Raw genomic sequence first — 11,920 nt, 5'->3', positions numbered from 1 at the left:
CGCTGGGGCTGGTCGCGCTGATCTTGATGCGGTGATGCAGCGCACCTTACCCTCCCCCTTGTGGGGAGGGTCGGACCAAAAGTCCGGGGAGGGGGCGTTCTTGCAGCGCTAAAACGATGCCGCAACGCAAGATTGAGTATTTCGAAAGACCCCTCCCTGCAGCTACGCAGCCTCCCTCCCCACAAGGGGGAGGGTAAGAACGGAGAAGGTACCTCAGACAGGCGTTTGGCTGGAATATTGGCCGTGAACGCGGAAGCGCCAGAGATAGGTCGGTAGGATTGTTTCGATGGTCTGCGGACGGATGCCGAGACCCTCGAGCGTGCGGTTCTCAGCTTTGGCGGCTTCGGAAACGACATTATCCTTTTGCAGCAGTATGACCTGGTCCTTTGTCAGGAGCGGCTTCGGCAGATAGCCAAGTATGGTCGCCTGAATTTTCGCGACCCAGAACGGGATCGATACGAACAGCCGCTTGCGGCCTATAATGCGCAGCATCGTTTCCAGGCATTGCTTGAACGTCAGCACTTCGCCGCCGCCGAGTTCATAAGTTTCACCGGGCTTTAATGCGCCATCGACGGAGCGTGCGATGACTTCGGCGACATCGCCAACATAGACCGGCTGGAATTTGGTCGTTCCGCCACCGATCAGCGGCAGAAAGGGCGACATGCGGGCCATACCCGCAAATTTGTTGAAGAAATTATCCTCGGGGCCGAAAACGATCGACGGGCGAATAATGACGGCATCAGGCAGAATTTTGCGCACGGCGACCTCCGCGCGTCCTTTCGTGCTGGCGTAGGCGGAATGGGAGTGCGGATCGGCGCCGAGAGCCGACATATGGGTTAACGGCACACCGGCCGCGCGGGCGGCTTCGGCGACGGCGCGAGCACCGAAATCATGCACAGCGCTGAATTTCTGCTTGCCGCTTTCGAAGAGCAGGCCAACGAGGTTGATGACGTGGTCGGAACCGGCGACGGCGCGATCCACCGAGGCGCGATAGCGTAGATTCGCTTGAACGGCCTGGATCTGGCCGACGCCGCCCAGCGGTTGCAGATGGAAGGCGAGGTCCGGACGGCGCACGGCAACGCGAATGCGGTAACCGCGCTTGGCCAACGCACGAACGACGTGACGACCGATAAAGCCTGAGCCTCCGAAGACGGTGACGAGTTTCGGCTTTGTGATTGTCATCGAGCTCTCCTATGGACTGCACCGGCGTACCTTTGCGCGTTCAACTGAACGAGCCGCGCAACAGATGCTGTTTAGAGCAAGATGTAGTCATATGGAAGCGTTCTACAGGATTGTTGGGGTCCATACCTCGCGGCGCGTTGCCGCGCTATGGGGGTACCAGTCGCAGGCCGCCGAATAATCGGCAAGCACCCGGTCGATTGCAGAGATCAGTATGGTCTCCGGATCGTAGCTTGCCCCTGTATCGGTGCCCAATGACGGAAGAAATTGCCGCAACAATGTTTCCGGAATTTCTGTTCCCCTGAGCGTATTGATCAATCTGTCGACGGAGGCGATCGCATCCGGCTCGGTCCAGTAGTAACGGATGCGGTCGCTGTAGCTGTAATGCCGCTGCACATGGAGAGCGGTATCCGTGCCATGATAATGCGACGCCCAATGAGCTGGCTTTTCCAGCATCAGCTTTTCCATGGCGCGGGCAAGTGAGCGATCACCGTAATCCGGCAAGAGCTCCGAGGCGATGAGATCAAGCCCGTAAAGCGCTTCGCGCAAGGCAAAGGTGAGGCCGGGACCGACTTTCAGAATCGGAAAGCCATCGCGTACGAGTGCCGACAGCGAGCCTCTGGTCTGGTAATCTGTGGAATGGGCCTCAAAGACGAATTGCGGCTCGTCCGCCAGCACCTCTGTCAGGTTCGCCGCACGGTCAGGCCGGTATTCGATGACATTCTCATTGCCGAACTCGACTCCTGGCTGGACGACGAGGCCAATGACCCGGTCGAAGGCCTGCTGCAGCCCTTCGCGCGCAAAGCGCTCGCGATGGATGACTATGGTCTTGCGCGCGGCCGCGGGATCGGTCGGCGTGACTTCCGTGAGTTCATGGTCGGCACCGCCCGGCACAGGTACTTCGGTACCAATAACATAATGCGGCAAGGCAAAGCCGCTGGTCGCTGCTGCGTTTTCCGCCGCCTTGGCCAGGCGCGCGGCGCGCTGGGCCGTGACCTCGTCATCGAGCGCCGCTGGTTCGCCGGCGCAACCCATGCTCGCATCAAGATGGATTTTGGTGAAACCGGCTTTCACATAGTCGGCGACCATGGTCTCGGCGTTGCCAAGGGCTTCCTCGGCTGCGAGCTTGCGCCAGGGAATTGGCCCGACATGGTCTCCGCCGAAGATCAACCGGCTGCGATCAAAGCCCTCCTCGCGGGCGATCGCCTGCACAAAAGCGACAAAGTCGGCCGGCGTCATGCCCGTATAGCCGCCAAACTGGTTGACCTGATTGCACGTCGCCTCGATCAGCACGATCTGATTGAAAGCGCGGCCGCGACGCAAAGCTGCCCGCACGACCAGCGGATGCGCGGAACAGACGGAAGTGATGCCGGCATTGATCCCGTTGCGGTGCGCATTGGCGAGGTCTGAAAGGAAAGAAAACATGCTTAATTCCTTGGCGTCGCCGCGATGAATCGGTCGAGTTCGGCAAAGGTGGAGGTGCCCTCCATCGGCCCCTGCCGGGTGACGTTGCGGGCGCCGGCGGCATTGGCATAGTCGAGGGATTTTTCGTCAGACAGTCCGAGGCGGCGGCAGGTAAGATAGGTCGCACCGAAACAGTCGCCAGCGCCGGTTGGATCGACTTCCTCGACGATGAAAGCCGGGCGGTGCAGCGAGCCCGCGGCGGTGTAGAGGGTCGAACCTTCCTTTCCGCGTTTCACAACGATCCCGCAAATGCCCGACTTGAGAAGCTCTTCGATTGCCTTTGCTTCGGATTCGTCCGGGCAGGCAATGAACAGTTCGTCGCCCGACGGCAGCAGCAGATCGGTCGCGGCGAGAAGGGTGGAGAATTGTTGCCGCGTTGCCTCGCCGCCTGCCAGCTCCTTGCGGATATTGGGATCAAGCGACAGGGTGCCGCCGCGGGATTTGATGTCGTCCAGCGCATGTTGGATGATCGGCCAGGCAGCCGGCATGGAGAGCGCCGAACCCATGACGTGGAGATGTCCGGCGCGGGCGATCAGAGCTTTTGCGGCCTCATTGAGTTGAAGCTGGCCAGCAGCGCTACGGGCGATGTTATAGACGAAATCGCGTCCGCCCGTTGCCGCATAGCGTACAAAGGCGCTGCCGGTCGGAGTGTCCGGGATGATGGCAATGGCAGACACATCCACGCCGTCGCCGCGCAGCCTCTCGATATTCAAATGACCAAAATCGTCGTCGCCGACACTGGCAATGATGCCTGCACCGGCACCAAGCTTTGCCACTTGATCGATAAAGATAGCCGGCGCACCACTGGCGAAGGGACCAATCAGCGGTTGTGCTTCGCGAAAGCCGCTTCCCACCGTCGTCGCCATGATCTCCACAAGGATTTCACCGACGGTAATGGTCGGCCCGCGCTGTTGCGGGGATAGAAACGAGGAATTCGAACCATGCGTCATCGGGGATGCCTGTGTGAGGTCACGCCCTCATCATTGCGGTCAAGGGCGAACTATCCCGATCTGATAAGCATTATTTTTAACATGTCAATATAAAAAACTTTACGCGCGATAAGTTTCATAGAGCGCTCAAGCGGACATGCGCAACTTGATCTCAGCGTTCAGCAGAATGCGTGAATTCCCTGGCAGCTCGGTTTTCGAATCCGGCGTTTCACCCAGCTTGTCGAACAGCAGCTCGATCGCCAGGCGGCCAATCTCGTTATAATTCTGTGCCACTGTCGTCAGCGGCGGGCACATATAGCGCGACAGCGGCTGGTCGTCGTGACCCGCGACGCGCAGATCGCAACCCTCGCCCCGTCCGACTTTCAGACCCGCCTGGTAAGCGGCGGCCAAGACCCCGAAGGCGAGACGGTCATTGGCGCAAAGCACGGTCTTGGTCGGGAAGCCGCCTTCCCTCAGGATTTGTGCCGTTGCATCAAAGGCGAATTTCTCGAATTCCCAATTGGCATGGGCCTCCGGCACAAGGAAGCGTGGCTCCAGATCAAGATTTTGCATGGCTTCGCGATAGGCCTCACGGCGCTCGAGCGCGTTGCTGTTGACTGGCGTCATGCCGAAATAACAGGGCTCGTCACCGGAACGCGTCAGATAATCGACAATCAGTTTGAAGCTTTGTTTGTTGTTGGTGCCGACGAATGGCGACGTCGCATCAAGGGGGGAATCGACATAAATGACAGGAATGGACTCGCCGAGCTTGGCAAGTTTGTCGTGCAGCGACTGAACGCCGAGTGGCGCAATAATGGCGCCGGCAATATTCATGGACTTGAATGTTTCGAGCGCGCGCTCCTCAAGTTCCGGCTTGCCATCGGAACTCAGCACAAACGCAAGATAACCTGCCTGCTCGGCAATACCTTCGATGCGCCGCGTCAGCGCCATGTAAAACGGGTCGGTCGAATTCGGGACGATGAGCCCGAGAATATTGGTGCGGCGACGATTGAGGTTGACAGCGAAGATATTGGGGCGAAAGCCTGACTGCTTGACCGCCGCCTCGATGATTTCGCGAGTCGTCTTGCGCACCGAATTGGGATCGTTGAAATATTTCGATACCGTCGGACGCGACAGACCAACGAAAGCGGAGAAATCTTCCATCGTCTTGATCGGTTTTTTCACCGCATGCATTCCCTTTTCACGAGCGCTTTGCAAACATCAGAAATAGCCGTCGTGCCGCTGATGAAGTTGCCAAAGCGCGATCTGTAATCATTGCTGAAAAACGCAGCGGCGCAATACATCTCCTGATTGATATACGCCACATTGAGTGGTTGAAAATTTGCAGAGTGACTCACATGCGTCAAGATCTTAATTAGTCCGGATAAATTATGATAAGTCATTGGTGGTGGAAGAAAGCTTGCGGAGCGGAAATCACATAGGTCCTTTTGTTTAGCAGTATGTTCAACGCACGCACGGCCCTATTGAACGATTGAACGCCGCCGTCGAAACGCTTCATTGCATTTGTCAGAATCCGCGCGTGCCAAATTTTCACCAGCATAAGTCGCTTTTCCCTGCATCCGGACACAAGTTTACGCGCGTAAAGTTGTGCGAACCTTAATTATCGGGTCGCGGATGGGGCCAAGGGCAGATTTCAGCGGATTGAACGGACCGGGAATTGCACCGCAGGCATACTTCAGTAGCATGAACGTCCTGATTGCAGCCGTGCGGCAACAACGATGAGGAGTATGCAATGGAAGGCGTTATTCCGAATCCCGAGGTATTCACCCATGTCCGCGTGATTATCGGCATCATTCTGGGCCTCAGCGTTTCGCGGCTTCTCACTGGCGTTGCCCGCATCATCCAGCACCCGCAGCGCAAGAATATCTATGCCGTGCACCTTGGCTGGGTCCTGTTTGCCTTCCTGACCGTCGTGCATTTCTGGTGGTTCGAATTCTATTTGCATCAGCTGGTCCTGTGGAAATTCGAAGCCTATCTCTTCGTCATTTTCTTCGCGAGCTTGCATTTTCTCGCCTGCAGCCTGCTCTTTCCCGACAGTATGGAAGGTTATTCGGGCTATGAGGATTACTTCATGTCGCGAAGAGCCTGGTTCTTCGGCAATGTCATATCGATCTTCATTTTCGATTTTCTCGACACGGCAATGAAGGGCAAGGAGCATTTCCGCTCGCTCGGAGCCGAATATCCCTTGCGCAATCTGTTTCTGATCGCGCTTTGCGGATTGGGGATCTACTTTCGCCGGCCAAAGACACAGCTCGTCCTCGTTGGCCTCGCGCTGATCACCCAGATCGCGTTCATACTCATCCAGTTCGATACGATCTGAGAGACCTCAAAAAGATCTCTAAAGAAAAAACCCGCCGGCTCGCACCGGCGGGTTTCGTTTGTTCGAAAAAGAAAAGACTTAGTTCTTTTCCTGCTTCTTCAGAGCGGCACCGAGGATGTCGCCGAGCGAAGCGCCCGAGTCGGTCGAACCGTACTGCGCAACAGCTTCCTTCTCTTCGGCGATTTCCAGCGCCTTGATCGAGACCTGCAGCTTGCGGGTCTTCTTGTCGAAGGCGATGACACGCGCGTCAACCTTCTGACCGACCGTGAAGCGTTCCGGACGCTGTTCGTCGCGATCACGGGACAGATCAGCGCGGCGGATGAAGGTGTCGAGGTCGTGATCGACCAGGCGCACTTCGAGACCGCCATCAGTGATGGCCGTGACTTCAACGGTAACAACGGCGTTCTTGCGCAGTTCACCCGAAGTAGCTGCTTCGCCGACCTTGTCGCCGGTCAGCTGCTTGATGCCGAGCGAGATGCGTTCCTTCTCGACGTCAACATCGAGAACCTGCGCCTTCACGACGTCACCCTTGTTGTACTCTTCAATGACCTGTTCGCCCGGACGGTTCCAGTCGAGGTCGGAGAGGTGAACCATGCCGTCCACATCGCCATCGAGGCCAATGAACAGGCCGAATTCGGTCTTGTTCTTGACTTCGCCTTCGACGATCGTGCCGACAGGGAAGCGGTCTGCAAAAGTCGTCCATGGGTTGTCGAGGGTCTGCTTGAGGCCGAGGGAGATGCGGCGCTTGACCGGATCCACTTCGAGAACAACGACTTCGACTTCCTGCGTGGTCGATAGCAGCTTGCCCGGATGCACGTTCTTCTTTGTCCAGGACATTTCGGAAACGTGGATGAGGCCTTCGATGCCTGGCTCGATTTCGACGAATGCACCGTAGTCGGTGATGTTCGTAACGGTACCGGTGATCTTTTTGCCGATTGGGTACTTCGCACCGATACCATCCCACGGATCACTTTCGAGCTGCTTCATGCCGAGCGAAATACGATGTGTTTCCTGGTTGATACGGATGATCTGAACCTTGACCGTCTGGCCGATGGACAGGATCTCCGACGGATGGTTGACACGGCGCCATGCCATGTCGGTCACGTGCAGAAGACCATCGATACCGCCGAGATCAACGAACGCACCGTAATCGGTGATGTTCTTGACGACGCCTTCAACGACCTGACCCTCTTCGAGGTTCTGGACGATTTCAGAGCGCTGTTCAGCACGGCTCTCTTCAAGAACGGTACGGCGCGAAACAACGATGTTGCCGCGACGCTTGTCCATCTTGAGGATTTCGAAAGGCTGCGGATTGTGCATCAGCGGGGTTACGTCGCGGATCGGACGGATGTCGACCTGCGAGCGCGGCAGGAAGGCTACGGCGCCGTCGAGATCGACGGTGAAACCACCCTTGACCTGATTGAAGATGACACCGTCGACGCGTTCGCCGCGGTTGAACTTCTCTTCAAGACGGACCCAGCTCTCTTCGCGGCGTGCTTTTTCACGCGACAGAACGGCTTCGCCGAGGGCGTTTTCGATACGCTCGACATAAACTTCGACGAGATCGCCTGGCTTGAGCGAACCGTCCTTGGCTTTCGCGCCGAATTCCTTCAGCGGAACGCGGCCTTCAACCTTGAGGCCGGCGTCGATGATCGCCATGTCTTTTTCGATGGCGACGATACGGCCCTTGACGACATAACCTTCAGCAAGGTCATTGGTGGCAAAGGACTCGGCGAGAAGAGCTTCGAAATCTTCGCGCGTTGGATTGGCTTGAGACATAAATACTCCTGGAGTGTCCGGAAAACTCGTCGGACACAGCACCGGTGGTTCGTGTTTCGGATCATCTGCATGCCAACCCGCCCCTTTGAAGGGCAATCCGGTGCGTGGGCTGACGGCAGACGGTATTTGCTGCTAGTCTAATGCGTGCTCTTCGCCAATGCCTGATCAATCAGAACTTTGGCATTAAGAAACGCGGTCTCTATATCCATTTCCGTCGTATCTAGCAAGTGCGCGTCGTCGGCGGGCTTTAGTGGCGAGTCGGTGCGGCCCATATCGCGCGCATCGCGCCGCGTGAGATCCTCCAGAATCTCCTCATAACTGCCGCTGCCGCCATTGGATTTGATTTCATCATAACGGCGCTTTGCACGCGCTTCAGCTGAGGCGGTGATATAGAGTTTGACCGGCGCATCGGGGCAGACGATCGTACCTATGTCACGGCCATCAAGAACGGCGCCCGGCGGGCGCATGGCAAAGGTCTGTTGCGCGGCAACAAGCGCCCGGCGCACGGCGGGGATGACGGCGACTTTCGAGGCTCCTTCACCAATGTCATGAGCGGACAGCACGCTGCGATCGAGCTTCGACAAATCGACTGCCCGGGCGGCCTTCTCGGCCAGAAACTCATCATCGAGCGGCATATTCTGGTCCATGAGTGTCTTGGCTACTGCGCGATAGGTCAGGCCCGTATCGAGATGATGGTAGCCATAGGCTTCGGCAATGCGGCGAGCCAGCGTGCCCTTGCCGGAGGCAGCGGGACCGTCGATCGCAATGGTGAAATGGGTCTGTGGCGTCGGCAGGTCCTTTTCCTCCTTGTCGAAAAACCATTGGCCGAGCGCGAAAATCAGATAGGCGGCAGCCAGGACGAGGGTAATGATCGGCGTGATGCCGATGGTCACGAAGGCGAAACCACCGGCCGTCGAAAGCGTCGATTCGAGCCAGCCGGGCATGGCCGCGGCGAAGTTCTGCAGCAGGGCATCGATGGCAAAGATCAGCACGAACTGGAAGACGAACAGCCAGAACAGGAGCGCAAACAGACCGAAACGGACGCGCAGTCCGATACGTTCGATGGCATAGGGTATGGCAACGATGACAAATGAAGTCAGCAGGAAAAACATCTAGCTCCGCGTCCTCTTGCCCATGAAAAAGCCTATAGCATATCCGGCAATCGAACCAAACGCCGGCGGCAGCAGCAGAAACTGATAGGGCATCCATTCGCTGGCGCCCACAGCTTCGACGCTCGATGCACCGGAATTTGCACTGCCAGAGACATTCCACGCATAGAGGAAGATGAGCAGCAAAGGAAGCAGCACGCGAGATATCGTGCTGAGCGCACCGGGCCATGGCCTTGGCGCCTTGCTCGCCAAGGTGCCGTTATAGGCGCTGCGTCCGGCCCAGACGATGAACGGCACGCTGGACATCGTATAGAGGAAATATACGGTGAGAACGGAAAGCAGCGCGCTCATAGCAGAGTTCTGGTCTTAGAGCGGAGAACATGCGGACCCGGCTTCAGAAATCTCCGCGCCCATCCCCGTCATCATGTCCATGAATTCCGGGAAGCTGGTGGCGATCATGGTCGAATCGTCGACGCTGACAGGCTTTTCTGCAGCAAGACCCATGATCAGGAAGCTCATGGCAATGCGGTGATCGAGATGGGTCTCGACGGTGCCGCCGCCAATGCCCTTGCCGTCCGGACGGCCGCGGACGCTCAATGTCTCAGGGCTCTCTGTGCAGTCGACACCATTGGCCTTGAGGCCGTTGGCGACCGCGGAGAGCCGGTCGGATTCCTTGACGCGCAGTTCTTCAAGGCCGTTCATCACCGTCTCGCCGGTAGCAAAGCAGGCAGCGACGGCCAGCACCGGATATTCGTCGATCATCGAGGGTGCGCGTTCGGCAGGCACATTGACGCCCTTGAGCTCGGAGGCACGCACGCGAAGGTCGGCGACATCCTCGCCGCCGGCAAGGCGGGCATTGAGGATCTCGATGCTGGCGCCCATTTCCTGCAATGTGAGGATCAGGCCCGTGCGGGTCGGATTCATCAGCACATTGCGGATGGTGATATCGGAACCCGGCACCAGCAGCGCCGCGACCAGCGGAAAGGCGGTGGAGGAGGGGTCACCCGGCACGTCGATTGTCTGGCCGGTTAGCCTGCCCTGGCCCTCGATGCGGATGTGGCGGACATTATCCTTGTCGGTCTCGACGGAAAGATTGGCGCCGAAGCCCTGCAGCATCTTTTCCGTGTGATCGCGAGTCATCACCGGTTCGATCACCGTGGTAATGCCGGGTGTGTTGAGACCGGCGAGCAATACGGCGGACTTGACCTGCGCCGAGGCCATCGGCACGCGGTAGGTAATGGGTGCGGCGACTTTCGGCCCGCGCAGGGTCAGTGGCAGGCGGTCGCCCTCGGCGGCGGTGACCTGGACACCCATTTCACGCAGCGGGTTGAGCACACGGCCCATCGGGCGCCGCGACAGCGAGGCATCGCCGATGAAGGTGGTTTCCATGGCATAGGTGCCCACAAGCCCCATTGTCAGGCGCGCGCCGGTGCCTGCATTGCCGAAATCGAGCGGCGCTTCCGGCGCAAGCAGGCAGCCATTGCCGGTGCCCTGGATGATCCAGACATCGCCGTCCTTGGTGATCTTTGCGCCCATGGCCTGCATGGCACGGCCGGTATTGATGACATCCTCGCCTTCGAGGAGACCGGTGATGCGCGTCTCGCCTGAGGCCAAACCGCCAAACATGAAGGAGCGATGCGAAATCGATTTGTCGCCGGGAATGCGGATATCGCCGGAGAGAGCCTTGGAGCGGCGGGCAGTGGCGGGTTTTGGCAGCGCGGAGTGGGACATGGGTAAGGTCAATCGCCTTAAAAAGCTGTGGTGGGGATGCGGTGCACCTCGTAACACAGCTTGCCGGTGCGGTCATCTTGCAAATGCAAGCTTTTTCGCTTTGACAAATGCGCTGAATTGCGTTTATGGGACCTCAAATCCATTTTATGAGTGCTTGCATAAACGGCTGGTCGATGACAGACCTGACTATTGAGCCGAATACAGGCGTAGCCAAAAGACGAGGCAAAACGTGGCAAATCCAAAACTTGGCACCAAGCGAGTTGACCCGGAAACCGGGCAGAAATTCTACGATCTGAACCGCGATCCGATCGTTTCGCCCTATACGGGCAAGAGCTATCCGCTCAGCTACTTCGATTCCACCGCCGCATCGGCGCGTGAGGAAGAAGAAGAGGTCGAGACGGAAGAGCTGGATGTTGCGCTCGAAAAGCCGGAATTCGTTGCGCTCGAGGACGCCGATGCGGACAGCGACAGCGACGTGCCGGATATCGGCGACGACGATGTCGAGGTTGATGACGCCGACGACGACGACACCTTCCTTGCAACGGACGAAGAAGACGAAGACGACGACGTCACCGATATTCTCGGCGGCGGCATCGGCGACGACGACGAGAATTAAGCCCGTAACGTGCATGATCCTCGGGTCATGGGCGGAATAATCCTGTTCGCTGAAAATAACCGGCCAACAGGACTTGATCTTCACGGCGGCGGGAGATATGAACCCGCCCGAACAAGGTTCCAGACCTTGTCAGACAGTTTGCCGGTTTACCCGGCTCAGGCCTTCACGGCCGATGGAATGGGGCCATAGCTCAGCTGGGAGAGCGCTTGCATGGCATGCAAGAGGTCAGCGGTTCGATCCCGCTTGGCTCCACCATAACCTTATCAATCACTTACAGAATCGCGTCTCCCTTTGAATCTCCAACCTGATGTCGAGAGACGGGCAGCTGGCGAAACACAGGGGAAACGCCAGGCGACCGGAGTGCCTACCTGCGGGTGCGTTCCCATCTATCTAAATCACGTTCCCGCCAAAACGGGTGCAAGCTGAGGTAAAATGCTGGAGGGAACTTTTTGGCTTTGTCCTGCCGCCAGCGATAAAACGTCATCCTGGAGATATTCCCGTAACGTGCTCTTACCTGCTTTGCCGATGGATACAACGTGGTCCTTCATCATCGACTCAAGCTTGATGGAGTGGAACTACGGCGAATACGAGGGGCTAACGCCCCAGCAAATCCAGGCAAAGCGACCAAACTGGTTGATATTTCGGGATGGATGCCCGGGCGGCGAGACGCCGAGGCAGGTGGCTACTCGTGTGGATCAAGTTGTGGCCCGGGCGCGGGCTGCGGACGGGGACGTTGCCCTATTCGCGCATGGGCACGTGCTGCGCGTGCTTG

The 11,920-nt window shown here is 57.9% G+C and carries 11 protein-coding genes and 1 tRNA gene; 4 read left to right on the top strand and 8 right to left on the bottom strand.

The features are described 5' to 3' along the window. Nucleotides 1-213: 213 nt before the first annotated feature. The 4 genes from AAAC48_RS25595 to AAAC48_RS25580 all read right to left on the bottom strand — a co-directional run bounded on the left by AAAC48_RS25595 (nt 214) and on the right by AAAC48_RS25580 (nt 4,766). Entirely contained in the window at nt 214-1,182 is a 969-nt protein-coding gene (locus tag AAAC48_RS25595) for a complex I NDUFA9 subunit family protein (protein WP_340656898.1), read from the bottom strand. A 102-nt stretch (nt 1,183-1,284) separates the two neighbouring features. Further along, nucleotides 1,285-2,604 (bottom strand): D-tagatose-bisphosphate aldolase, class II, non-catalytic subunit, encoded by a 1,320-nt coding sequence (locus AAAC48_RS25590; protein WP_340656897.1) that lies wholly within the window; start codon nt 2,602-2,604, stop codon nt 1,285-1,287. A 2-nt stretch (nt 2,605-2,606) separates the two neighbouring features. After that, entirely contained in the window at nt 2,607-3,593 is a 987-nt protein-coding gene (locus AAAC48_RS25585; protein ID WP_340656896.1) for a sugar kinase, read from the bottom strand. Between the two features lie 126 nt (nt 3,594-3,719). Further along, nucleotides 3,720-4,766: a LacI family DNA-binding transcriptional regulator gene (locus AAAC48_RS25580; protein ID WP_340656895.1), complete on the bottom strand. Its 1,047-nt coding sequence runs from the start codon at nt 4,764-4,766 to the stop codon at nt 3,720-3,722. Nucleotides 4,767-5,325: 559 nt separating this feature from the next. Here AAAC48_RS25580 and AAAC48_RS25575 point away from each other — a divergent pair. Beyond that, nucleotides 5,326-5,913, top strand: coding sequence for a hypothetical protein (locus tag AAAC48_RS25575; protein ID WP_340656894.1), 588 nt, complete (start codon nt 5,326-5,328; stop codon nt 5,911-5,913). A 78-nt stretch (nt 5,914-5,991) separates the two neighbouring features. On the opposite strand, the gene rpsA is transcribed toward AAAC48_RS25575, so the two are convergent. The 4 genes from rpsA to aroA all read right to left on the bottom strand — a co-directional run bounded on the left by rpsA (nt 5,992) and on the right by aroA (nt 10,532). Further along, entirely contained in the window at nt 5,992-7,692 is a 1,701-nt protein-coding gene (gene rpsA, locus AAAC48_RS25570) for a 30S ribosomal protein S1 (RefSeq protein WP_340656893.1), read from the bottom strand. Between the two features lie 137 nt (nt 7,693-7,829). Beyond that, nucleotides 7,830-8,486 (bottom strand): (d)CMP kinase, encoded by a 657-nt coding sequence (gene cmk, locus AAAC48_RS25565; RefSeq protein WP_340656899.1) that lies wholly within the window; start codon nt 8,484-8,486, stop codon nt 7,830-7,832. A gap of 318 nt (nt 8,487-8,804) precedes the next feature. After that, the gene (locus tag AAAC48_RS25560; RefSeq protein ID WP_340656892.1) at nt 8,805-9,152 is read right to left on the bottom strand and encodes a hypothetical protein; all 348 of its coding nucleotides are present in this window, start codon (nt 9,150-9,152) and stop codon (nt 8,805-8,807) included. 15 nt (nt 9,153-9,167) lie between these two features. Then, a complete protein-coding gene (gene aroA, locus AAAC48_RS25555) occupies nt 9,168-10,532 on the bottom strand; it encodes a 3-phosphoshikimate 1-carboxyvinyltransferase (protein WP_340656891.1) in 1,365 nt (454 codons plus the stop codon). Between the two features lie 229 nt (nt 10,533-10,761). On the opposite strand from aroA, the gene AAAC48_RS25550 reads away from it, so the two are divergent. From AAAC48_RS25550 to AAAC48_RS25540, 3 genes are all read left to right on the top strand, one after another. Next, the gene (locus tag AAAC48_RS25550) at nt 10,762-11,148 is read left to right on the top strand and encodes a TIGR02300 family protein (protein WP_340656890.1); all 387 of its coding nucleotides are present in this window, start codon (nt 10,762-10,764) and stop codon (nt 11,146-11,148) included. 179 nt (nt 11,149-11,327) lie between these two features. Next, nucleotides 11,328-11,403, top strand: a tRNA-Ala gene (locus AAAC48_RS25545). Between the two features lie 249 nt (nt 11,404-11,652). Continuing rightward, a partial coding sequence (locus AAAC48_RS25540) for a histidine phosphatase family protein (protein ID WP_340656889.1) occupies nt 11,653-11,920 on the top strand: 268 nt, incomplete at its 3' end.

The sequence above is a fragment of the Phyllobacterium sp. genome, assembly GCF_037994405.1.
Taxonomy (GTDB): domain Bacteria; phylum Pseudomonadota; class Alphaproteobacteria; order Rhizobiales; family Rhizobiaceae; genus Phyllobacterium.
Note: the sequence above shows the minus strand (reverse complement) of the source record. Positions and strands in the feature narration are given on the sequence as shown.

Excerpts from the sequence above, each read along its gene's own strand:
- AAAC48_RS25595 (WP_340656898.1), bottom strand. The coding sequence starts at position 1,182 with ATGACAATCACAAAGCCGAAACTCGTCACCGTCTTCGGAGGCTCAGGC.
- AAAC48_RS25590 (WP_340656897.1), bottom strand. The coding sequence starts at position 2,604 with ATGTTTTCTTTCCTTTCAGACCTCGCCAATGCGCACCGCAACGGGATC.
- AAAC48_RS25585 (WP_340656896.1), bottom strand. The coding sequence starts at position 3,593 with ATGACGCATGGTTCGAATTCCTCGTTTCTATCCCCGCAACAGCGCGGG.
- AAAC48_RS25580 (WP_340656895.1), bottom strand. The coding sequence starts at position 4,766 with ATGCATGCGGTGAAAAAACCGATCAAGACGATGGAAGATTTCTCCGCT.
- AAAC48_RS25575 (WP_340656894.1), top strand. The coding sequence starts at position 5,326 with ATGGAAGGCGTTATTCCGAATCCCGAGGTATTCACCCATGTCCGCGTG.
- rpsA (WP_340656893.1), bottom strand. The coding sequence starts at position 7,692 with ATGTCTCAAGCCAATCCAACGCGCGAAGATTTCGAAGCTCTTCTCGCC.
- AAAC48_RS25560 (WP_340656892.1), bottom strand. The coding sequence starts at position 9,152 with ATGAGCGCGCTGCTTTCCGTTCTCACCGTATATTTCCTCTATACGATG.
- aroA (WP_340656891.1), bottom strand. The coding sequence starts at position 10,532 with ATGTCCCACTCCGCGCTGCCAAAACCCGCCACTGCCCGCCGCTCCAAG.